The sequence below is a fragment of the uncultured Bradyrhizobium sp. genome (assembly GCF_936943645.1).
Classification (GTDB): Bacteria; Pseudomonadota; Alphaproteobacteria; order Rhizobiales; family Xanthobacteraceae; genus Bradyrhizobium.
The window spans coordinates 78276-101445 of the sequence record NZ_CAKZJO010000105.1; the positions used below are offsets into that span (position 1 = coordinate 78276).

Consider the following 23170-nt stretch of genomic DNA (forward strand, 5'->3'; position numbering starts at 1 on the left):
CCATGGCCAGCAACGTCAATCCCGATCCGTTCACGACGCGCCCCGAGATCGAGGGCACGTTCGGGGTCGTCGCCACCACACACTGGATCGCGACCGCCGTCGGCATGGCCATCCTGGAAAAGGGTGGCAACGCCTTCGACGCCGGCGTCGCCACCGCCTTCACGCTCCAGGTGGTCGAGCCGCACCTGAACGGCCCCGGCGGCGACGTGCCGGTCATCGTTCACGACGTCAAGCGCGGCCGCACCGAGGTGATCTGCGGCCAGGGCCCGGCCCCGGCGCGCGCCACCATCGCACATTACAAGAGCGAAGGCCTCGACATGGTGCCGGGCACCGGCCTGCTCGCCGCCTGCGTTCCCGGCACGTTCGAATCCTGGATGATGCTGCTGCGCGACTACGGTACGATGCGCCTGCGCGACGTGCTCGAGCCCGCGATCTCCTACGCCCGTGATGGCTATCCGCTGGTCGAGCGCGCCTGCGCAACGATCCAGACCGTGGAGCAGTTGTTCCGCAAACACTGGCCGACTTCGGCTGCGGTCTACCTGCCCAATGGCGAGGTGCCGAAGCCCGGCTCGATCTTCACCAACAAGGCGCTGGCTGCGACCTACACCCGGATCCTGAACGAAGCCGAGAGCGGCGGCGGCGGCCGCGATGCCGAGATCGAGTGTGGGCGCAAGGCCTGGTCGCAAGGCTTCGTCGCCGAGGCCATCGACAAATTCTGCCGAACCCAGGAGGTCATGGACGTCAGCGGCTCGCCGCATCGCGGTGTGCTCTCCGCCGACGACATGGCGCGCTGGCAACCAACCATCGAGGCGCCGCTCACCTACGACTACGGCCGCTACACCGTCTGCAAGGCCGGCGTCTGGAGCCAGGGCCCGGTGACGCTGCAGCAGCTCGCGCTGCTCAAGGGCTTTGCCCTCGATGGGCTCGACCCGACAGGACCCGAGTTCATCCATCTCCAGATCGAATGCGCCAAGCTCGCTTTCGCCGACCGCGAAAAGTTCTACGGCGATCCAAAGTTCAGCGAGATCCCGATCGCGACGCTGCTCTCGGATGCCTATAACGACGAGCGGCGCAAGCTCGTCTCGGACAAGGCCTCGCTCGATCTCCGGCCCGGTGCGGTCGAGGGTTTTGGCGGCGTAGTCAAGTTGCGCCGCGCGGAAGGCCAACGCGAGGCCGTTGGCGCGCTTGGCGCCGGTGAGCCGACCGTGGGGCGCTTCGGCGAGGTGCGCGGCGACACCGTGCATTTCGACATCATCGACAAGGCCGGCAACATGGTGTCCTCGACGCCCTCGGGCGGCTGGCTGCAATCCTCGCCGATCATTCCCGAGCTCGGTTTTTGCCTCGGCAGCCGCGCGCAAATGTTCGACCTGGAGGAGAACCAGCCGAGTTCGCTCGCGCCGGGCAAGCGACCGCGCACGACCTTGTCGCCGAGCTTGGCGCTGCGCGACGGCGAGCCATATCTCGCCTGGGGCTCGCCCGGCGGCGATCAGCAAGACCAGTGGATCACGCAGTTCTTCCTGCGTCACGTCCACTGCAACCTCAACCTCCAGGAAGCCATCGACGCGCCGGCCTGGCACTCCGAGCATTTCCCGATCTCGTTCTGGCCGCGCACCGCCCGGCCCGGCGTGCTCGTGGTCGAGAACCGCGTGCCGAAGGCGACGATCGAGAATTTGCGCGAGCGCGGGCATATCGTCGAGGTCGGCCCCGACTGGTCGGAAGGCCGCCTCACCGCGGCTTCGCGTGTCGGCGTGCGCCGGCGCGCCGCCGCCAACCCGCGCGGCATGCAGGGCTACGCCGCGGGACGCTGATAGGTAGCACATGACCTGGTCGATCATCGCGCGAGATCCTGTCACCGGCCAGTTCGGCATCGCGGTTGCGACCCGCTTCTTCGCCGTCGGCGCGCGCGTGCCTTATATCGCGGCCGGCCTCGGCGCGATCGCGACGCAGGCCTTCGTCAATCCTTATTACGGCATCGACGGCGTCAGGCTACTGCGCGAGGGCCTGAATGCCCACGACGTTCTGGCCTCCGTGCTCGCGACCGACGACGGACGCGAGAGCCGCCAGATCCACATCATGGACGCCAGCGGCGAGATTGCCGCGCATACGGGACATGACTGCGTCGACTGGTGCGGGCACGTCGCCGGCAGTGGCTATTCGATCGCCGGCAACATGCTGGCCGGCGCCGACGTGCTGGACGAGACAGCGAAGACCTATATCGCCAACGACAGCCTGCCCTTCCCGCGAAGGCTACTCGCCGCGATGCGGGCTGGCGAGGCCGCCGGCGGCGACAAGCGCGGCAAGCAGTCCGCGGCATTGTTGATCCACGGCGAGGAGGAATGGCCGGCGCTGGACATCCGCGCCGACGATCATCCCGATCCGATCGGTGAGCTCGAGCGGCTCGAACAGGTCAGCCACGAACTCTGGGTTCACTTCCGCCCCTCCATGCCGACGCGGCAGAACCCGGCCGGCAACACCGATCGCAGCGTCATCGACGCCAGCATCCAAGCCGCGCGCGCAAGACGGTCATGAGCGCGAGCCCCCTCATCGAGATCAGGGACCTGCGCATCCGCTTCCACGGCGACGACGGCCGCATCACCCATGCGGTCGACAGTGTCGATCTCAGCGTCGCCAATGGCGCCACGCTCGGCCTCGTCGGCGAATCCGGCTGTGGCAAGAGCGTGACGTCGCTCGCCATCATGGGCCTGTTGCCGAAGCAAAGCGCGGAGATTTCGGGCGCGATCCGCTTCGACGGGCTCGACCTCCTGCAGACGCCGGACCCGACCCTGCGCGACCTGCGCGGCGACCGGCTCGCCATGATCTTCCAGGAGCCGATGACCTCGCTCAATCCGAGCTTCACGATCGGCGACCAGATCATCGAGACCATCCTGCGCCATCGCGGCGGCTCGCGGAAGGGCGCGCGCGAGCGGGCGGTCGAGCTATTGCGCCGCGTCCATATCCCGTCGCCCGAGCGGCGCATCGACGAATATCCGCACAAGCTTTCCGGCGGCATGCGTCAGCGCGTGATGATCGCGATGGCGCTGGCCTGCGATCCGCGTCTCTTGATCGCCGACGAGCCGACCACGGCGCTCGACGTCACCTTGCAGGCGCAGATCCTGGAATTGATGCGCGAGCTGAAGGCCGCCAGTGGTGCCGCCATCATCCTGATCACCCATGATCTTGGCGTCGTCGCCGAGGTCTGCGACGAGGTCGCCGTGATGTACGCCGGCGAGATCGTCGAGCGCGCAGCCGTCGACGAGCTGTTCTCCGCCCCGCAACATCCTTACACGGTGGGCCTGCTCGGCTCGATCCCGCGGCTCGATCATCGCGCCGAGCAGCTTGCGACGATCGAAGGCATGGTGCCGAACATGGCGCAGCCGCCGGCCGGCTGCCGCTTCGCCGCGCGCTGCCCGTTCGTGATCGAGCCCTGCACCGCGGCACCGCCACCGCTCGTCGAAGTCAGCCCTGGCCACCTCTCGCGCTGCATCCGCGCACCGCTCGAACGTCTGGTGTCGTGATGGCGAACCCTTGCTCTCTCGTGCCCCGGGCGCAGCGCAGCACAAGCGAAGCGCAGTGGTGCGCTGCTGAACCGGGGCCCATGCAGCGACAAGCTGGGTCCCGGTTCAGCGTCGCAACATGGCATGTTGCGCCGCGCCCGGGACACGAGATTGCGCTTTGTGGGGGGCAAGCACGATGACCGCTCTGCTCGAGGTCAGCGGCCTGGTCAAGCATTTCGTCGCCGAGCGCTCGTTGTTCGGCCGGCCGGTGGCGCATGTGAGGGCGGTCGACGGCGTCTCCTTCTCGCTCGAAGCCGGCAAGACGCTGGCGCTGGTCGGCGAGTCCGGCTGCGGCAAGTCCACCGTCAGCCGCCTTGTGCTGCGGCTGATCGAGCCGGACGCCGGCACGGTGCGGTTCGACGGGCGTGACCTGCTCGCACTCGACGCCGGCGGCTTGCGCAAATTCCGCCGCGAGGCACAGATCATCTTCCAGGATCCCTACGCCTCGCTCAATCCACGCATGACGGTCGGGCAGATCCTGACCGAGCCGCTGGCCCTGCACGACCTGGTGCCGCCACCCCAACGACGCGCGCGCGTCGCGGAAATCCTGCGGCTGGTCGGGCTGGAGCCGCGGCTGGCCCGGCGCTACCCGCACGAATTCTCCGGCGGCCAGCGCCAGCGCATCGCCATTGCGCGCGCGCTCGCGGTCGAGCCGAAGCTGATCATCTGCGACGAGCCGGTCTCGGCGCTCGACGTCTCGATCCGCTCGCAGATCCTCAATCTGCTGCGCGAGCTGCAGGACAGGTTCGGCCTCGCCTACATCTTCGTCTCGCACGACCTCGCCGTGGTCAAGCATATCGCCGACCACGTCGCGGTGATGAATCTCGGCCAGATCGTCGAGACGGCCGAAGCCGATGCGCTGTTCGCCTCACCCCGTCACCCCTACAGCCGCGCGCTGTTGTCGGCGATCCCGCTCCCCCAGCCCAAGGCGAAACGAACGACGGTGCTGCTCGAGGGCGAAATCCCGAGCGCACTCAATCCGCCCGCGGGCTGCCGCTTCCACACCCGCTGCCCGTTCGTGATCGAGCGCTGCCGCAACCAGGCCCCGGCACTCCTGGCCGATGGCACCGGCCACGCCACCGCCTGTCACCGCACGGCGGAGCTGCCGTCTGCCGACGCCATTCTGCCGACCGCCGGCGGGTTTTCGCCGGCGCTTGCAAAATTGGTCGCGGCCTTCAGCCGAAAGACGGAAGGCGGGAGCCCGGCCGGGGTTGGTATACAAGGCACCGCGTCTACAACGAAATAGCCGAAGCAATGGGGATTGTCCGATGAAGATGTTTCGCCTGGCCGCAACGGCCGCAGCCGTCCTGTTGACGATCGGAGCCGCGCAAGCCCAGACCACGCTGCGCATCGGCCTCGCCGAGGACCCTGATATTCTCGATCCCACGATGGCCCGCACCTATGTCGGCCGCATCGTGTTCTCCGCCTTCTGCGACAAGCTCTTCGACATCGACGAGAAGCTCAACATCGTGCCGCAGCTCGCGCTGGGAAGCGAGACCGCCGACGACGGCAAGGCGCTCATCATCAAGCTGCGGCCCGGCGTAAAATTCCACGACGGCGAGCCGTTCGACGCCGCAGCCGCAAAGTTTTCGCTGGATCGGCATCTGACGTTCCCCGGCTCGTTCCGCAAGCCGGAGCTGGCCTCGGTCGATCGCGTCGAGGTCATCGATCCCCTCACGATCAAGCTGGTGCTGAAATCGCCGTTCTCACCGCTGCTGGCCCAGCTCACCGACCGCGCCGGCATGATGATGTCGCCGAAGGCGGCCAAGGAAGCCGGCGACAAGTTCGGCCTGCATCCGGTCTGCGCCGGCCCCTACAAGTTCGTCGAGCGCGTGCAGCAGGATCGCATCGTGTTCGAGAAGTTCGCCGACTATTGGAACAAGGACAACGTCTTCATCGACAAGATCGTGTTCCAGCCGATCGTCGACGCCACCGTGCGGCTTGCCAATCTGAAGTCCGGCGGCCTCGACCTGATCGAGCGCGTGCTCGCCACCGATCTGAAGGACGTTCGCGCCGATTCACGCCTGAAGGTCGCGACCGCGATCGAGCTCGGCTATCAGGGCATCACGCTCAACATCGGCAAGGACAAGGCCAAGGGCCCGCTCAGCCAGTCCGCCAAGGTGCGGCAGGCGCTCGACCTTGCGATCGATCGCGAGGCGCTCAACCAGGTCGTATTCAATGGCGAGTTCCAGGTCGGCAATCAATGGGTCAATCCTGACCATCCCTACTATCAGAAATCGCTTCCGGTCCGCCCCCGCAACATCGAGAAGGCGAAAGCGCTGCTGAAGGAAGCCGGCGTGACGCCGCCGGTCAGCGTCGACTTCCTGGTACCCAAGGGCGCGGAGACCGAGACCCCGGCGCAGGTGATCCAGTCGATGGCGGCGGAGGCGGGGTTCGACATGAAGCTCCGCGTCACCGAATTCGCAACCGGCCTCAAGCAAGCCGAGGCCGGCGACTACCAGGCCTTCATGCTTGCCTGGAGCGGACGCGTCGATCCCGACGGCAATAGCTACGTCTTCCTGCACAGCGGCGCGCCGCAGAATTACGGTGCGTGGAACAATCCGCAGGCCGACAAGGCGCTGGAGGACGCGCGGCTGTTCACTGACCTCGCCAAGCGCAAGGCCAGCTATGAGACCCTGGCCAAGCTGGTTCAGGACGAGGAGCCGCTGCTCTATCTCTACCACCGCCGCATCATCATCGCCCACACGACCAAGCTGGAAGGCTACAAGCAGATGCCCGACGGCCTCGTTCGCGTCATCGGACTGAAGCTGAAGTGACGATGAGAGCATGCTGAACTTCCTCGCCCGCCGCCTTGCGCAGATCATCCCGACGCTGTTCTTCGTCTCGGTGCTGATCTTCTCGCTGCAGCAATTGCTGCCGGGCGACCCTGCGCTGGTGATGGCGGGCGAAGAGCGCGACCCGGCTGTGATCGAGCAGATCCGTCACCAGTACCGGCTGGATCAGCCCGTCCCGGTGCAATACGCCTACTGGATCAAGGGCGTGCTGTCGGGCGATTTCGGCGAGTCGTTGCGCAACAAGATGCCGGTGCGCGCGCTGATCGCGCAGAAGCTGCCGGTGACGTTGCAGCTCGGCTCGATGGCGATTGTAATCGCGTTCCTGATCGGCATCCCCGCCGGCATCGTCGCCGCGGTGAAGAAAGGTTCGGCCTGGGACTACGGCGCGAACCTGTTTGCGCTGTGGGGCATCTCGACGCCGAATTTCTGGCTCGGGATCATGCTGATCTTCCTGTTCTCGATCGAGCTCGGCTGGTTGCCGGCGTCCGGCTACGTGCCGCTCACCGAGAATTGGCGCGCCAGCCTCGCCGCCACCATCATGCCGGCTTTCGTGCTCGGCAATGCGATTGCCGCGGTGCTGATGCGGCACACGCGTAGCGCCATGCTGCAGGTGCTGGAAAGCGATTATGTCCGCACCGCGCGCGCCAAGGGACTGCTGGAGCGCTCCGTGATCCTCAAGCACGCCATGCGCAATGCGCTGACGCCCGTCATCACCCTCGGTGCGCTCGAGCTCGGCACGCTGTTCTCCGGCGCGGTCCTGACCGAGCAGATCTTCTCCATTCCCGGTTTCGGCAAGCTGATCGTGGATGCCGTCTTCAACCGCGATTATGCCGTGGTTCAGGGCGTGGTGCTGGTGACGGCCACGGTCTACATCACACTGAACCTCGTCGCCGACATCGCCTACATCCTCGTCAATCCGCGGCTGCGAGGCTGATCCATGACAGACGCCGCGCTGCCCGGCCCACTCACGCAAGCCGACGAGCTGGATAGCCCCTCCCGCCGCGCGCGCCGGCGGCTGTTCAAGCGCAGGGCGGCGGTGTTCGGGCTCGTCGTGGTCACCCTATTCATTGCGCTTGCCGTGCTCGCTCCGCTCATCGTGCCTTTCGACCCCATCGCGACGAGCTGGAGCCTGGTGCGCAAGCCGCCGACCGCGACACACTGGTTCGGCACCGACGAGCTCGGCCGCGACATTCTCAGCCGGGTCGTCTACGGTGCACGCGCCTCGCTGCTCGCCGGCCTCATCTCGGTCGCGATCGCGCTCGGCATCGGTGTGCCCCTCGGCCTTCTCGCCGGATATCGCGGCGGCTTCGTCGATGCGCTGATCAGCCGGATCACGGACGCGATGCTGGCCTGCCCGTTCCTGATCCTGGCGATCGCGCTCGCGGCATTCCTGGGCCCCAGTCTCGGCAATGCCATGATCGCGATCGGCATCTCGGCAACGCCGATTTTCATCCGCCTGACCCGCGGCCAGGTGCTCGTCGTCAAGGCCGAGGACTATGTCGAGGCTGCACGCGCGCTCGGCAATCCGCCGTGGCGGATCGCGCTCTCGCATATCCTGCCCAACATCCTGCCCGCGCTGCTGGTGCAGGCGACGCTCTCGATCGCGGCCGCCATCATCGCCGAAGCGGCGTTGTCGTTCCTCGGCCTCGGCCAGCAGCCGCCGGCGCCATCCTGGGGCAGCATGCTCAACGTCGCGCAACGCTTCCTGACCCAGGCGCCGTGGATGGCGATCTGGCCGGGGCTGGCGATCTTCCTCGTGGTGCTGTCGCTGAACCTGCTTGGCGACGGTCTGCGCGATGCGCTGGACCCGCGGCAGCGCTAGATCACCACCTCCCGCAACACGCGGCGGCAATCCATCTCATATTCGAGATCGACCACCGGCGGCCGGGCGAAATGCCAGGTCAGGCCCGAGCGCAACGCGCCGCGGCGGACCAGCTCATCCACCAATGCGTGGTGGAAGTCGTGCACGGAATAGGCCTGCACGCCGGTCGTGTCCTTCCAGCCGAAACCGAAGGCGGCCATGCGGCTTTCCATCTGCGACGTCGTGGTGAAGCGCACCTTCTCGCGCAGCCCTTCCGGGCTGAGGTCGCGGTAACGAACGGTGCGCTCGACATAGGTGCCGCTGCCTTCGCGCGCTTCGGCGCCGCCTGCGATGACGAAGCTCGGCGTCTTTGACCGCGTCGGGCGGGTAAACGAGAACGCATAGAATGACGGCTCGGATGGCGGATCAATCTCGGGACAGACATTGCTGCGCGCCACCGGATTGGTGGTGCCGTCGAAGATGCCCCATTCAGACAGCGTCTTCACATAGTGCAGGTTGAACGCGCGAAACCCCTCTTCGCTGAAGGCCGCCGGCGAACGCAGCTCGCAGGCACAGAACGCGGTCAGCGGACGCCCTGCTTCCTGGATGAACCTTGCGGCCAGCGCAAACCCTTCCGCAAGCGGCACCAAACGGTCGAAGCGGACGCGCTCGATCTCGTAGTCGTCATCCGCGGCGGCACCCGCCGAATATTGAAACACGGACGGAATGAAGCGGTAATTGCCGGCAGAGAACTCACGAACCATGACGAACTCCTATTCCAGTTGCATGCGGATGCCCTTGGCGCCGTTGAGCAGGCGCTTCAGGTGAAAGCCGGCCAGGGAATCGTCGGCATGCAGGCCGACCAGCGCGGCAAAGGCCGGCATGGCCGTGGCATCGCCGGCCGCCATCTTGGCGTAAGCCTCCGAATACATAGCCGTTTCCGGGGCTTCGTATTTGGCCGTCGGCAGCGGCTCGAACGCACGTAAGGGCTCGCTGCGTCCGCGCAGCATCAGTTCCCCCACGGGGCGGCCCTGAAAATTCTCAGCCGCCTCGGCGACGCTGGCGCTGACGCAGATGCGGGTGCCCAGATGCTTGTTGGCAGCCTCCAGCCGGGCCGCAATGTTGATGGAGTCGCCATACGCGGTGTAGTCGAAAAAGCGGTTGCCGCCGAAATTGCCGACCAGCGCGGGACCGGCGTGAATGCCGATGCGGGTGGCACCGAAGGTGATGCCCATGGCACTCTGGCGCGCGCGAAAGTCCTGCGCCCAGGTATCGAGCTCATGGGCACAGGCAACCGCGCGCGTGGCATAATCCGGCTGGTCTCCCGGCGCGTTGAAGAGCACCTGGATCGCATCGCCAATGATCTTGGCGACCGTCCCCTCGTGGGCGAAGACGACCTCGGTCATGCCGCCGACATACTCGTTGAGCAGCCTGCCCAATGTTTCGGGCGGCGCAGTCTCGACCAGCGAGGTGAAGCCGGTGATGTCGGTGAAGATGGTGGCGACGTCGCGCCACTGCACTTCGATTCCCTCGCCGTCGCCGCCAGCGGCGAGGCGCTTGGCGAGCTCGGGCGAAAAATGACGCGAGAGCGCGGCATGGGCGCGCTCGGCCTCCATCTGGCGCCGCCTGACATCGCGCAGCATCTCGATGTGGCGGATGGTCTTGCCGATCGTGGCTTCCAGATCGGCAAAGTCGATCGGCTTGGTCAGGAAGTCGAACGCACCGCGATTCATCGCGGTGCGGATGTTGCTCATGTCGCCATAAGCGGAGACGATGATGGTCGATTTCTTGTCTTCGGTCTCCTGAAGCTTCGCCAGCAGCGAGAGGCCGTCCATCCGGGGCATGTTGATATCGGAGACGACCATATCGACATGCGGGTTTTGCTCGAGCGATTCCAGCGCCTCGAGACCGTCGCGCGCGAACACGAGCGCGAGCTGCCCTTCGCGGATCTGCCTGCGGAATTTCTGCAGGACCAGGGCCTCGAGATCCGGCTCGTCGTCGACGAAGAGGATGGTCGCAGTCATGCGGCTTGCTCGAGCCTCGTGTCGATCTCCTGCCGCAGCAGGGCAAAGTCGATCGGCTTGGTGAGAAGCCCGACGGCGCCGCGCTCGATCGCCTTCCGCCGCGTCTCGGCGTCGCCATAGGCCGTGATCATGATGACGGGAACGTCCGGGTGTGCGGCACGAACCTTCGGCAGCATGTCGAGCCCGCTCATGCCGGGCATGTTGATGTCGGACAGGATCAGGATCAGCGAGGGATCGCGAACCTCCGCGGCGCGCTTGAGCGCATCGGGCGCGGACGCGGCGAACTCCATCTGGAAGCGGCCGGCGCGCAGCTCGCGCCGGAACTGCTGCCGGAACAGCGCCTCGACGTCGGGTTCGTCGTCGACGACCAGGATGTAAACGTTCACGACTTGCCTCCGGAAGTGCCGCCCGCCGCCATCGTGCGTGGCAGGGTGATGATGAATTCGGTGAATACACCGGGCTCGGTATTCACGTCGATGGTGCCGCCGTGCTGTTTCACGACGATGTCATGACTCATGGACAGGCCGAGCCCGGTGCCCTCGCCGGCCGGCTTGGTGGTGAAGAAGGGATTGAACATCTTCTCTTTCACTTCCGGCGGAATTCCGGTGCCGTTGTCGCGGATGCGGATCTCGACCCTGGTCCCGCGGTCTTTGGTCGTCACGCGCATGGTGGGCTCGAAAGCCTCGCCTGCGCCCTCCTTGCGCTTGGCAGTCGCATAGAAACCGTTCGAGATCAGGTTGAGGAAAACGCGCGTGATCTCCTGGGGATAGATGTCGACCATGCCGGCGGCAGGGTCGAGCTCGCGCTCGAGCGTGACGTTGAAAGCCGGCCGTTCGGCGCGCGCGCCGTGATAGGCCAGGTTGAGGCTTTCCTCCACGACCACATTGATGTCAGCGGCGCGATGCTCGCCGGAGCCCTCGCGCGAATGCAGCAGCATGTTCCTGACGATGGAATCGGCGCGCTTGCCGTGCTGCACGACCTTTTCGAGGTTGCCCCTGAGCATGCCGGTCAGCTCGTCGACTTCTTCCCTGGTCTTGCCGTCGAGCTTTGCCGCTTTGAGCACCTCGTTGAGCTCGTCGATCAGCTCGGTCGACAACGCCGAGAAATTGTTGACGAAATTGAGCGGGTTCTTGATCTCGTGCGCGATCCCGGCGGTCAGTTGACCGAGCGAAGCGAGCTTTTCGGTCTGGACCAGACGGTCCTGCGCCGTGCGCAACTCATCAAGCGACTGCGACAACTCTCTGGTGCGCTCCTGGACCTCCTCGAACAAGCGGACGTTTTCGATCGCGATAAGCGCTTGGTCTGCAAAGGTCGTCGCGAGCTCGACCTGCTTGTCGCTGAACGGCCGCACCATGTGCCTCGTCAGAACGAAGACGCCGATCGGCGTTCTCTCGCGAAGCAGTGGCACGCCGAGCATCGTGCGCACGTTGGCGCGTCTCCGCGCCGACGAGGGCGCAAAGTCCGGATCGGCCTGCACGTCCCGGACATGGACCGTCTTGGCCTCGAGCAGCGTACGCCCGACCACACTGCCCCGTTCGGGCACCGAAGCAAAGGTGCGGAGCTTGCTCTCCTGTTCGGCGTCGAGCCCGCAGGCCGCCGCCAGGTAGAAGACGCCATCGCTCGGCCGGAAGATCGTCCCTTCGTCCGCGTCGCACAAGCGAGCGGCCGACCCGACCAGCGTGTCCAACACGGTCTGCAGATCGAACGCCGAGCGGCTGATGACCTTCAACACATCGGCGGTCGCCGTCTGCTGCTGCAGGGACTCGCTCAATTCCGCAGTTCGCCGTTCGACCTTGTTTTCGAGGTCGGCATAGGATTCCTGCAGGCGCGCGCCCATGTCGTTGAACTGGTTGGCGAGGCCTTCGAGCTCATCGCCCGTCCGGATCGAGATGCGCTGGGAGAAGTCGCCGCCGCCCATCCTTTCGGCGCCGCTGCGCAGCGCCTGGATCGGCCCGACCATCCGGCGCGCGAGGAATATCCCCGCCAGCACCGCGAAGATCGACGCCGCGAGCAGCACGATCGCGAGCCGCTGCAGCGAAGCGTAGAGCGATGCATACGCCTCCTCGACCGGCAACTCGACGAACATGGTCCAGTGCAGCGGCTCGATCGGCGCCGATGCGGTCAGGACCTTCTGGCCCTGGATGTTGCGCGCTTCCTGGAGCGCATCCGGCATGGTACCGCCGGCAGCCTGCGCTGCGCGCACCTGTGCAAGGCCGGACATGTCCGTGTTGCGCAGCACGAGACTGATGTCGGGATGCGCGATCAGGCGGCCTTCCGGGCCGACCACATAGGCATGCCCGTGCAGGCCGACCTTGATCTGCGAAACCACGTCCCAGATCAGCTTGAGATTGACCTCGGCAATGCTGACACCGGCGTCCTTGCGCGCGCCGGCGAGGGCCAGCGTCATGTAGGGCTCGGACTCCCGGCGGAAATAGACCGGCCCGTAATAGACCTTGTGCGCGACGGCCTCGGTAAACTTCGGATCGCTGGACAGGTCGATCCCGCTCTCGATCGCGTCCATGGCGAGCCGCGAGACCCGCAGCCGTTCCTTGCCGGTCGAATCCACCTGGGCAAGCTCGGTGATGGCAGGCACCTGGCGCAGCAGCCGGAGCGCGTCGAACCGGCGCTGCTCGATCGAACCCGCCGACCACGGCAGTTGCGTGGTCCAGCCGAGCTGGCTCTCGATCTCCTTGACGAACTGGCCGATCTTGGCCGCCGCCGCCTCGGCCTGTTCGTGCTGAACCCGGATCAGCGACGCCTTGTGCTCGCGGTAATAGAAGAAGACCTCGAACAGGCCGTTGGCGAGCAGCGCTATGGCGACGACGGCGACGAACAGCGCGACATATTTGGTGAACAGCCTGGTCCTGATCCCTCGTCCCGCAGCCGCGCCGAAGGCAGCACTGGCCGGAGCGGGGCTCGGCAGCGTGCTGGCTTGCGGGGTATCGGGATGGAGGGAGAGGCTCATCCCGCGGAACCTAGCAAGAAGACCTGCCCTTGTCTCTCGCAGGCGCGGGAAGGCCACAGTCCGCTGCGCCGGATGGCTAATACGATGACGGAACGAAAAAGGGGCGGCAACGGACCCACCGCTGCCGCCCCTCTGGTTCGTTTGCGAGCCGGCTCAGGTCGGCCGCAGGGCCTTGGCGCCGAGATCGAGCTCGTTGACCTGCTTGTTCCGCTCGGAATCGGCGGCCGCGCGGTGGTCGGTCGCCAGCACCACGTAGACGGCCGGCAGCACGAACAGCGTGAACAGCGTGCCGATCGACATGCCGGCCACGACGACGAGGCCGATCGAGAACCGGCTGGCGGCGCCTGCACCGGTCGCGGTCAACAGCGGAATCAGGCCGGTCACCATCGCGGCCGTGGTCATCAGGATCGGCCGCAGGCGGATGCGGGCCGACATCTCGATGGCCGAACGGCGGTCGAGCCGCTCGTTGACCTGGAGCTCGTTGGCGAACTCCACCATCAGGATGCCGTGCTTGGTGATCAGGCCGACCAGGGTGAGCAGGCCGACCTGGGTGTAGATGTTCATGGTCGCCACGCCGAAGAACAGCGGGATCAGCGCGCCGACGATCGCCATCGGCACCGAGATCATGATCACGAACGGATCACGGAGGCTCTCGAACTGCGCCGCCAGCACCAGGAAGATGATGATCAGCGCGAAGCCGAAGGTGATCGCGAGCTGGTTGCCTTCCTGAACATACTGCCGGCTGTCGGCAAGATAGTCGTGGCTGAAGCCCTGCGGCAGCTTCTTGGCCTCGCCTTCGAGGAAGTCGACCGCCGCGCCGACGGTCACGCCGGGCATCGGCACCGCCGAGAACGTCGCCGAGTTAAGCTGATTGTAGTGCGTCAGCGAGTTCGGGTCGGTCTTGGTCTCGATCGACACCACGGTCGACAGCGGCAGCTGCTGGCCCGTATTGGTCGTCACGTAGTAACCACCGAGAGATTCCGGCGAGAGCCGCTTGGCGCGCGGCACCTGCGGAATCACCTGGTACGACCGGCCCTCCAGATTGAAGCGGTTGACGTAGTTGCCGCCAAGCAGGACCGCGAGCGTGGCGCCGAGGTTCTGCATGTTGACGCCGAGGTCCTGCGCCTTGCTGCGGTCGATCGTCACCTTCACGTTCGGCTGGTTGAAGTTGAGATCGCTGTCGGAGACGATGAACATGCCGCTCTTGCGCGCTGCGTCCTTCAGCTTCTCCATCTGCTCATAGACGGTCTGAAAGCCCGCGGTGGAGTTGATCACCATCTGGACCGGCAGACCGCCCGGCCCGCCCGGCAGCGGCGGCAGGTTGAACGCGAAGGCCTGCACGCCCTCGATCTTGGAGAGCTCGGCCTGCACCAGCGGCTTCAGGGCGATCGACGAGCGCTTGCGCTCATCCCAGGGCTTGAGCAGCATGCCGGCGATGCCGCCCTGCGGGCCGTTGATGCCGTTCAGCACGAAGCGCAGGTCGGTCTCGGGAAACTTTGCGAATTCCTTGTCGAGCTTCTCGCCGTAGAAATCGACATAGTCGATGTTGGCGTATTTCGGCGCCTTGGTCACCGCGAACACGATGCCCTGATCTTCCTCGGGCGCCAGCTCCTTCGACGTGTGCATGTAGAGGAAGCCGACCAGACCGAGGATGGTAACCGCGAACAGGCCGGTGATCGCCTTGTAGTCGAGCGAACGGTCGAGCCTGCGGCCATACCAGCGCGTCAGCGCACCGAACACCTTGTTGACGGCCTTCGCGAAGCGGCCCTCTTCGGTGTTCTTCAGCAGCACCGAGCACATCATCGGCGACAAGGTCAGCGCGATCACGCCCGACACGATCACCGAGCCGGCTAGCGTGAAGGCGAATTCGCGAAACAGCGAACCGGTGAGGCCGCCGAGAAAGCCGATCGGCGCGTACACGGCTGCGAGCGTGATCGTCATCGAGATGACGGGCCCGACGATTTCGCGCGCGCCTTGCAGCGACGCCTGGACCGGCGTCTTGCCCTCCTCCAGATGGCGATGGATGTTCTCCACCACGACGATGGCGTCGTCGACCACGAGACCGATCGCCAGCACCATCGCGAGCAGCGTCAAGAGGTTGAAGCTGAAGCCCAGCGCCAGCATCAGGGTGCAGACGCCGATCATCGACAACGGAATGGTGACGACGGGAATGATGACCGACCGCAAGGAGGCCAGGAACAGGAAGATGACCACGATCACGATGATCACGGCTTCGCCCAGCGTCTTTTCCACCTCATCGATCGAGGACTGGATGAACTTGGTCGAGTCGTAAGCGACCTTCATCTTCATCGACGGCGGCAGATTGCGCTCGAGCTCCGGGAACAGCGCGCGCACGCCCTTGACCAGTGTGAGCGGATTGCCTTGAGGGGTCGCCTGCACGCCGATGAAGATCGCGTGCTCGCCGTTAAAGGCGACGCTCGCATCCGTGCTTTGGGCTGCAAGCTCGACGGTGGCGATATCGTCCATCCGCACGAAACCGCCGTCCTTGGCCTTGACGATCATCTTCTTGAACTGATCGACACTGGTCAGGCCAGTATTCGTCGAGACGTTCGAGACGATCAGGTAGCCCTTGGCCTGGCCCGCTGCGGACTGGAAATTATTGGCCTGGATGGCAGCCGCGACGTCCGCCGGCGACACGTTACGCCCGGCCATCTTCTCGGGATCGAGCCACAGCCGCATTGCGAAGGTCTGGCCGCCGAGAATGTCGGCGGAAGCCACGCCGTCGACCGTCGACAGCACCGGCTGCACGACGCGCGTCAGATAATCCGAGATCGCCGAGCCCGAGAGCTCCTCGGACGAGAAGCCGAGATACATCACAGCCGTGGTCTGGCCCGTCGTCTTGGTGACGATCGGGTCGTTGGATTCCTTCGGGATCAGGTATTTGACCGAATTGGTCTTCGCCAGGACTTCGGTGAGCGCCTGGTTCGGATCGAAGTTCAGCTTGATGTAGACCTGGATCGTCGAGGTGCCGAGCACCGAGGACGAGGTGATGTAGTCGACGCCCTCGGCGGAGGCGACCGCCTGCTCGATCGGCGTCGTGATGAAGCCCTGAATCAGGTCCGCAGACGCGCCGGGATAAACGGTCGTGATGTTGATGACCGTGTTCGACAGTTTCGGATATTGCCGGATCGGCAGCACCATCGCCGCGCGGAGGCCGATCAGCAGGATCAACAGGCTGACGACGACCGACAGGACCGGGCGTTTGATGAAGATGTCGGTAAAGCGCATCGCGGCGATCTCGATTTATATGTCTCAAGAAAAGTGATCCGGCCGAGCCGGATCACTTGAGTGTCATGGATCAGTAGCGCGGCGGCTGCGCCGGGATCTGCGGGGCCGGGTCGGTCGAAATCGACACCGCCGCGCCCGATTGCAGCTTGAGCTGGCCGACGGCAACGACCTTGTCGCCCGCCTTCAGGCCCTTGACGATTTCGACACGGCCTTCGACCCTGTTGCCGGTCTGCACGAAGGTGCGCACCGCGGAGAGACTGGTCTTGCCGTCCTCTCCCTTCTTCTCGGTGATCACGAACACCGAGTCGCCGTAGAGCGTGTAGTCGACCGCCGTCTCCGGAACGGTGATCACGGCCGGCTTGTCCGGCAGCACCACCGTGGTGGTCACGAACATGCCGGGCTTCAGGATCTTTTCCGGATTGGCAACCGTCGCCTGCACGCGGATGTTGCGGGTGTCGCTGGCGATCTGCGGCTCGATCGTGGTGATCTTGCCCTCGAAGACCCGGCCCGGATAGGCATCGACCTTGAGCCGGACGGTCTGGCCGACCTTGAGGCTGCCGGAATCCTTTTCGGTCACGGTGAAGTTGGCCCACAGCTCGGACAGGTCGGTCAGCGACACGATCGCGGTACCTGCCGTCAGATACTGACCGACTTCGACCTTGCGGACACCGAGATCGCCGGCGAACGGCGCACGCACCAGCTTCTGGGAGATCAGCGCCTCGGTCTTGGCAATGCCGGCCTGCGCCTGGTCGTAGGCGGCCTGGGCGGAATCGACGGTCGCCTGCGGGCCGAACTGGCGCGAGGCCAGCTGCTTGGCGCGATCGAGCGATAATTGCGCGACGGTCGCCTGGGCCTTGTAGTTGGCGAGGTCGCCCTGCTCCGGAGCGTCGAACAGCTGCACCAGCGGCGTGCCGGCCTCGACACGCGTGCCCGGCTGGAACTTGATCTCGGTGACGCGGCCGTTGACGTCGGCGCTGACGTCGACCTGATGCACGGCGACGAGGCCGCCGACCGCGGTGAGCAGGTTCGGCACCACCTCGGACTTCGCCTCCGCCGCGCTGACGGCGGTCGGCGGCGGCTTGTTGTTGGCGAAGAACTGCTTGATCATCTGGCCCCGGAAGTAATTGAACCAGACGAGGCCGCCGACGAGCACGGCCAGCAGCGTGCCGACGATGATGAACCAGAGCACCGGCCGGACCGGACGCTTGGGAGCCTTGTTGTCGATCGGTTCGCCCGAAATCTTGTGTTCGGTTACGATGTTCATGTCATGCACTTTCTGCAATCGCCGGCCTGCCGGCATCCGCAGCCTGATTGTGGCCCAGATGCGAAGCAATTGCGGCGTCGTTAAGTCCGATACCCCTCAGGAGAAACTCACACAGCTGCCGCTCGAGGTCTTCAGCTTTGCCGTAGACGAGGCAAGGCGTGGACGGCAGCCTGGTCAGCGCTGCGGTCATCACCGTGTGATGCGCAAACCAGAACAGGTTGAGCGGTTCGCCGCTGCATGGGCGCGCGTCACCGCTGGCAACGGCACGTTCGAGCGAGGCGACGAAGATCGCGCCGATCAGCGTCTCGATCTTGGCATATAGCAAACGAGCGAATTCGCCATCATCCAAATGGCTCGTGGCCATCAGTCGCAGGCGCTGCGCCTCTTCCTGATCGGGCCCGTCGGCCATCTCGAGAAAATGCGCGACCATGCCGCGAATGATTTCGACCAGCGTGGCCGTTGACGGCTCGCGTTCGAGCAGTTCGGTCAGCGCCGGATCCGCCTCGCATTCGTCGCTGAGGATTTCGGCGTAGAGCGCCGCCTTGGACGGGAAATGCTTGAACAGCAAGGCCTCGGAAATGGCAGCCGCGGCCGCCACGCTCTTTGTCGTGGTGCCGGTATAGCCATGTCGGGCAAAGCAACGCTTCGCGGCACCGAGGATCAATTGACGCCTCAGGTCGCTCGTCATACGCAATGAGCTCATGGCAGTGAGTAAGCACTCACCCACGTAAAAGTCAAGCACTATGTTGCAACGCAACCTAAGTGCGTTGCAAATTCAGGGGAAATTCGCTCCGTTTGCGCGGGCCGCGTGCAGGACCTGAGCGCCGCAGGGACGGACCCACCCGCCCCTAGATCGGCTGAAAGCCGAGGTCGCCCCGGATGCGGTTGAGGATGTAGGTGCCGTCCCGGGTCGGCAGAATCCGCTCCAGGCTGGCGTTGTCGATCTTTACATTGGCAAATCGGGGCCCGGCCGAGACGTCATGGACGGCTTTGGCGAAAGCCTCGACCTCGGCCATGGTCGAGATCGCGCAAGCATCCTTGATGCCGCAAGCCCTGGCGACGCCGACGAGGTCGGCGGCGGTGGAGGTGTGGCTGGTCTGGCCGCCGGTCTCGCCATAGGCCTCGTTGTCGAGCACGACGATCGACAGGTTTGACGGCTTCTGCAGACCGATGGTGGCAAGGCTGCCCAGGCCCATCAGCATCTCGCCGTCGCCGGTGATGACCAGCACAGGCATTTTCGGCTGCGCCAGCGCGAGGCCGAGGCCGATCATGGCAGCGCCGCCCATGCCGCCCCAGAGATAGAAATTGCGGGCGTGGTCTCCCGCCGCGCACATGTCGTTGGTGGAGGCCCCGAGGCCACCGATCGCGACGACGTCCTTGCGGTTCGCCAGCAGCGTGGAGACCACCTGGCGGCGGTCGAGGAGATTGGCCTTGCTCATTTGGTGAAAACCTTGGCGCCGATCAGGCGCTGCGACAGCAGGACGGCGGTGGGGGTGAGTGCGTTGTAGGCCTGCGACGCAGCGGCCTCCAGCACGGCCGGCACCTCGGCCGCGTTCGAGGCGCGCAGCACCTGGACGCCCGAGAGCTCGAACACGCCCTGCGTGGTCGATCCCATCGGCACCTGCCAAGGATTGAACTCACCCCACTCGCCGCGCATGGTCACCAGCGTCAGGAACGGAAAGCGCAGGATCGGGATCAGCGACAGCATGTTGATGCAATTGCCGACGCCGCTCGACTGCATCAGCAACACGCCGCGCTGTCCGCCCGCCCAGGCGCCGGCGAGCAGCGCCACGCCCTCCTCCTCCGTCGTCAGCGAAATGCCGCGCATGGTGGAGGATGCCAGCACGCGCTGGATCAGCTTCGAATGGCCGGCGTCCGGCACGTAAGGCACCTGCCGCACGTCGAAACGTTGCAGGGTCGCGAAAATATCATCGGGCCAATTCGGCGCCGTGTCGGCAGCCTCAGCGTGGGCGTGCATTTTCCTGTCCAGTCGGCTAGCAAGGTGCAGCGACTGTAGACGCAGGCATGCGCCGATCAGAACAACAAAAACGGCATAACGGCTTTAACCGGCGAGTATAACGGGATGAACGCAGATGCGAAGGCGCTGGCCGCCAGCTTCGACCTCGAGAAGCTGACGCCGGAATTCTACGACGACCCCTATCCGACTTATCGTGCACTGCGGGAGAACGAGCCGGTCAAGCGCCTGCGCAGCGGCACCGTGTTCCTGACCCGCTACGACGACCTCGTCACGACGTACAAGAACACGAAGTCGTTCAGCTCGGACAAGAAGCGCGAGTTCGCGCCGAAATACGGCGATGCGCCGCTCTACGAGCATCACACCGCCAGCCTCGTCTTCAATGATCCGCCGTCGCATACCCGCGTGCGCCGCCTGATCATGGGCGCGCTGTCGCCGCGGGCAATCGCGGGGATGGAGGGCAACATCGTCAAGCTGGTCGACGGCCTGCTCGACGCCATCGCGGCCAAAGGCCATTGCGAATTGATCGAGGATTTCGCCGCATCGATTCCGATCGAGGTGATCGGCAATCTGCTTGACGTGCCCCATGACGAGCGTGGGCCGCTGCGTGACTGGTCGCTGGCGATCCTCGGCGCGCTTGAACCGGTGGTGTCATCTGATGCGGCCGCGCGCGGCAATAAGGCGGTGACGGATTTCCTAGCCTATCTCCAGACGCTGGTGGCGCGCCGGCGCGACAAGCCCGGCAATCCCGAGCGCGACGTGCTGACGCGCCTGATCCAGGGCGAGGAGAATGGGGAGCGGCTGACCGAGAAGGAGCTGTTGCACAATTGCATCTTCCTGCTCAACGCGGGGCACGAGACCACGACGAACCTGATCGGCAACGGCCTGGTCGCACTGGACCGTCACCCGGACCAGAAGCAGCAGCTGATCGACAACCCCGACATGATCAAGACCGCGGTCGAGGAGATGCTGCGCTACGAGAGCTCGAACCAGCTCGGCAACCGCATGACCACCGAGAAGGTCGAGCTCGGCGGCGTCATGCTCGAGGCCGGCACGTCGGTGACGCTGTGCATTGGCGCGGCCAATCGCGATCCCGCGCAGTTTCCGGACCCGGAACGTTTCGACATCGCGCGCACGCCGAACCGGCATCTGGCCTTCGCCACCGGCGCGCATCAATGCGCCGGTATGGCGCTGGCGCGGCTGGAGGGCGCGATCGCGATCTCGCGCTTTCTGGCGCGCTTTCCGAACTATGCCGTAAGCGGAAAGCCGGTGCGGGGCGGACGGGTGCGTTTTCGCGGATTCTTGAGCGTGCCCTGCGCGATCGGATAAGGGGCCTCACAACAAAAATTGCGAAAACAACCCCATGCACAGTAGCCACTGCTTTGATGTATCTCGGTAATCACCAGCGCTGGAGCGCGGTGCCCTGATACCTAAATCACCGCTTTGTGCCGCGCGATGCAGGTGCGCAGCACCTCATCCATCGGTTTGCCCCACCAGTCATTGGAGAAGATCTCGATCTCGGAATAGCCGGCATAGCCCTGCGCCTCGACGGCAGCGCGCGCCGATTTGATGTCGATGACGCCGTCGCCCATCATGCCGCGGTCGTTGAGGATGTCTTTTGTCGGCACCAGCCAGTCGCAGACATGGAACGCGAGCAGGCGATCCTTTCCGGCGCGCGCGATCTGGCTCATCAGCTCGGGATCCCACCAGATGTGATAGACGTCGAGCGCGACGCCGAGCATGCCGCTGCGGCCGGGGTCGAGCCGGTCGCAGATGTCGAGCGCCTGCTTTGTCGTGTTCACGCAGGCGCGATCGGCAGCGTAAGCCGGATGCAAGGGCTCGATCGCCAGCGGCAGGTTTGCCTGTTTGGCGTAGTCGAGCATGTCGGCCAGCGCTTCCTCCACCTGCCCACGCGCCGCGACGAGATCCTTGGAAGCCTCGCTGCCCGGGCGCGAATATTGCGGCAGGCCGCCGACGACGAGTACGATGCAGGGCGCGCCCAGCGCCTTCGCTTCATCGACACAGCGGCGATTGTCGTCACGCACCTCGCCCCGGCGCGAGGCGTCCGATGTGAACATGCCGCCACGGCAATAGCCTGAGAGATCGAGGCCGGCCTCGCGCACCGCGCGCGCGGCGCGATCGAGCCCAACGGCCGAGACCTGCTCGCGCCAGGGATCGATGGCGCGGATGCCGTGCTTCGCACAGGCATCGATGATCTCGACGAGGTTGCCCTGCTTGCGGACGGTCGCCGTATTCAGCGAGAGCCAGCGATGGTCGGACGAGAAATCGCGCATCAGGCTTCAATCCCGTGGGTGGCGAGCACGGTCTTCATCCGCTGCGTCGCGAGTTCGGGATTGGCGAGCAGGCCGGCCTTGTCGGCCAGACGGAACAGCTCGGCCAGATGCAACGTGGAGCGCGTGCTCTCCTGTCCCCCGATCATGGTGAAATGGTCCTGGTGGCCGTTGAGATACGCCATGAAGACGACGCCGGTCTTGTAGAACCGCGTCGGCGCCTTGAAGATGTGGCGCGACAGCGGCACAGTCGGCCCCAGCACATCATGGAAGCCGGTCTCATCGCCGGCCGCAAGCCGCGACAGCGCGTAGGACGCCGCCGGTGCGATCGCGTCGAAGATGCCGAGCAGCGCGTGCGAGAAGCCCTGTTCGTCGCCTGCGATCAGCTCCGCGTAGTTGAAGTCGTCGCCGGTGTACATCTTGATGCGCTTGTCCAGGCGCCTGCGCATGTCGATCTCGCGTTGCTTGTCGAGCAGCGAGACCTTGACGCCGTCAACCTTGGCAGCGTTGCCGTTGATGATGGCCACCGCCGTGTCCATCGCCTTGTCGAGATCCCTCGTGCCCCAATAACCCGTCAGCGCCGGATCGAACATGTCGCCGAGCCAATGGATGATCACGGGCTCACGGACCTGCGACAGCACGCGATCGTAAACCTTTGCGTAGTCATCGGCATTGCGGCCGAGCTTGGCGAGCGCCCGCGACGCCATCAAAATGATGCGGCCGCCGACCTTCTCGACCGCCGAGATCTGCTCCTCATAGGCGCGGATCACGTCATCGATGGTCCTGGCGTCCTCGACCGCGAGGTGATCGGTACCCGCACCGGAGAACACCAGCGCATTGCGTCGCTTGGCGGCGCCGACCGAGCGCGTGATCAGCTCCAGCGATGTCGGCCAGTCCAGGCCCATGCCGCGCTGCGCAGTGTCCATGGCTTCGGCAACGCCGAGACCGAGATCCCAGACATGCTCGCGGAAGGCGATGGTCTTGTCCCAGTCGACGGCAACGGAGAGCCAAGGATCATTGTCGGCGAAGGGATCGGCGACCGTATGCACGGCCGAGAAGGCGATGCGGTTCAGCGGCCCCTCGAGCTTTGCGGGAAATGTACGCGAGGCCGCGAGGCGGTAGGTCTCGATCGAGCGATCGGCCTTCGGCAGCTTGAGCGACAGGGATGAGATCGGCAGGACGGGCTTGTTCATTTTGGACCTCTCCCCGTCATTGCGAGGAGCCCGCGACAAATTGCGAAGCAATTTGCGCT

General features: G+C 65.2%; 19 protein-coding genes. 8 read left to right on the forward strand and 11 right to left on the reverse strand.

Features of this window, described 5'->3' with window-relative positions; all coding sequences use genetic code 11:
- Positions 1-2 precede the first annotated feature (2 nt).
- The 7 genes from Q0743_RS31200 to Q0743_RS31230 all read left to right on the forward strand — a co-directional run bounded on the left by Q0743_RS31200 (position 3) and on the right by Q0743_RS31230 (position 8171).
- Positions 3-1808 carry a gamma-glutamyltransferase family protein gene (locus Q0743_RS31200; RefSeq protein ID WP_298245257.1) on the forward strand — a complete coding sequence of 602 codons (1806 nt, stop codon included), beginning with the start codon at positions 3-5 and terminating at the stop codon, positions 1806-1808.
- A 10-nt stretch (positions 1809-1818) separates the two neighbouring features.
- Complete coding sequence (locus Q0743_RS31205) at positions 1819-2529, forward strand: DUF1028 domain-containing protein (RefSeq protein WP_298245258.1); 711 nt, start codon at positions 1819-1821, stop codon at positions 2527-2529.
- Positions 2526-3515 (forward strand): ABC transporter ATP-binding protein, encoded by a 990-nt coding sequence (locus Q0743_RS31210; protein WP_298245259.1) that lies wholly within the window; start codon positions 2526-2528, stop codon positions 3513-3515. The genes Q0743_RS31205 and Q0743_RS31210 overlap by 4 nt, the downstream gene beginning before the upstream one ends.
- 175 nt (positions 3516-3690) lie before the next feature.
- The gene (locus Q0743_RS31215; RefSeq protein WP_298245260.1) at positions 3691-4800 is read left to right on the forward strand and encodes an ABC transporter ATP-binding protein; all 1110 of its coding nucleotides are present in this window, start codon (positions 3691-3693) and stop codon (positions 4798-4800) included.
- A gap of 22 nt (positions 4801-4822) precedes the next feature.
- The gene (locus Q0743_RS31220; RefSeq protein WP_298245261.1) at positions 4823-6331 is read left to right on the forward strand and encodes an ABC transporter substrate-binding protein; all 1509 of its coding nucleotides are present in this window, start codon (positions 4823-4825) and stop codon (positions 6329-6331) included.
- 10 nt (positions 6332-6341) lie between these two features.
- Complete coding sequence (locus Q0743_RS31225) at positions 6342-7283, forward strand: ABC transporter permease (protein ID WP_298245262.1); 942 nt, start codon at positions 6342-6344, stop codon at positions 7281-7283.
- A 3-nt stretch (positions 7284-7286) separates the two neighbouring features.
- Positions 7287-8171, forward strand: coding sequence for an ABC transporter permease (locus Q0743_RS31230; protein WP_298245263.1), 885 nt, complete (start codon positions 7287-7289; stop codon positions 8169-8171).
- On the opposite strand, the gene Q0743_RS31235 is transcribed toward Q0743_RS31230, so the two are convergent.
- From Q0743_RS31235 to Q0743_RS31275, 9 genes are all read right to left on the reverse strand, one after another.
- A complete protein-coding gene (locus Q0743_RS31235; RefSeq protein ID WP_298245264.1) occupies positions 8168-8914 on the reverse strand; it encodes a hypothetical protein in 747 nt (248 codons plus the stop codon). The genes Q0743_RS31230 and Q0743_RS31235 overlap by 4 nt on opposite strands.
- 9 nt (positions 8915-8923) lie before the next feature.
- Positions 8924-10174 carry an adenylate/guanylate cyclase domain-containing protein gene (locus Q0743_RS31240; protein ID WP_298245265.1) on the reverse strand — a complete coding sequence of 417 codons (1251 nt, stop codon included), beginning with the start codon at positions 10172-10174 and terminating at the stop codon, positions 8924-8926.
- A complete protein-coding gene (locus Q0743_RS31245; protein WP_097659480.1) occupies positions 10171-10560 on the reverse strand; it encodes a response regulator in 390 nt (129 codons plus the stop codon). Before Q0743_RS31245 ends, Q0743_RS31240 begins: the two co-directional genes overlap by 4 nt.
- Complete coding sequence (locus Q0743_RS31250; protein WP_298245276.1) at positions 10557-13139, reverse strand: ATP-binding protein; 2583 nt, start codon at positions 13137-13139, stop codon at positions 10557-10559. Before Q0743_RS31250 ends, Q0743_RS31245 begins: the two co-directional genes overlap by 4 nt.
- A 153-nt stretch (positions 13140-13292) precedes the next feature.
- Positions 13293-16388, reverse strand: a complete 3096-nt coding sequence (locus tag Q0743_RS31255; protein ID WP_298245266.1) for a MexW/MexI family multidrug efflux RND transporter permease subunit — start codon at positions 16386-16388, stop codon at positions 13293-13295.
- Between the two features lie 70 nt (positions 16389-16458).
- Positions 16459-17652, reverse strand: coding sequence for an efflux RND transporter periplasmic adaptor subunit (locus Q0743_RS31260; protein ID WP_298245267.1), 1194 nt, complete (start codon positions 17650-17652; stop codon positions 16459-16461).
- Position 17653: 1 nt separating this feature from the next.
- The gene (locus tag Q0743_RS31265; RefSeq protein ID WP_298245268.1) at positions 17654-18355 is read right to left on the reverse strand and encodes a TetR/AcrR family transcriptional regulator; all 702 of its coding nucleotides are present in this window, start codon (positions 18353-18355) and stop codon (positions 17654-17656) included.
- Positions 18356-18500: 145 nt separating this feature from the next.
- Positions 18501-19091 carry a thiamine pyrophosphate-dependent enzyme gene (locus tag Q0743_RS31270; protein ID WP_298245269.1) on the reverse strand — a complete coding sequence of 197 codons (591 nt, stop codon included), beginning with the start codon at positions 19089-19091 and terminating at the stop codon, positions 18501-18503.
- Complete coding sequence (locus tag Q0743_RS31275) at positions 19088-19630, reverse strand: phosphonopyruvate decarboxylase (protein ID WP_298245270.1); 543 nt, start codon at positions 19628-19630, stop codon at positions 19088-19090. The genes Q0743_RS31270 and Q0743_RS31275 overlap by 4 nt, the downstream gene beginning before the upstream one ends.
- 105 nt (positions 19631-19735) lie before the next feature.
- Here Q0743_RS31275 and Q0743_RS31280 point away from each other — a divergent pair, with 105 nt between their 5' ends.
- Positions 19736-20956 (forward strand): cytochrome P450, encoded by a 1221-nt coding sequence (locus tag Q0743_RS31280; protein WP_298245271.1) that lies wholly within the window; start codon positions 19736-19738, stop codon positions 20954-20956.
- A gap of 101 nt (positions 20957-21057) precedes the next feature.
- Here Q0743_RS31280 and Q0743_RS31285 read toward each other — a convergent pair whose 3' ends face one another.
- On the reverse strand, positions 21058-21921 hold the full coding sequence (locus Q0743_RS31285; protein WP_298245272.1) for a sugar phosphate isomerase/epimerase: 864 nt from the start codon (positions 21919-21921) through the stop codon (positions 21058-21060).
- The gene (locus Q0743_RS31290) at positions 21921-23111 is read right to left on the reverse strand and encodes a dihydrodipicolinate synthase family protein (protein WP_298245273.1); all 1191 of its coding nucleotides are present in this window, start codon (positions 23109-23111) and stop codon (positions 21921-21923) included. Before Q0743_RS31290 ends, Q0743_RS31285 begins: the two co-directional genes overlap by 1 nt.
- Between the last annotated feature and the right edge of the window lie 59 nt (positions 23112-23170).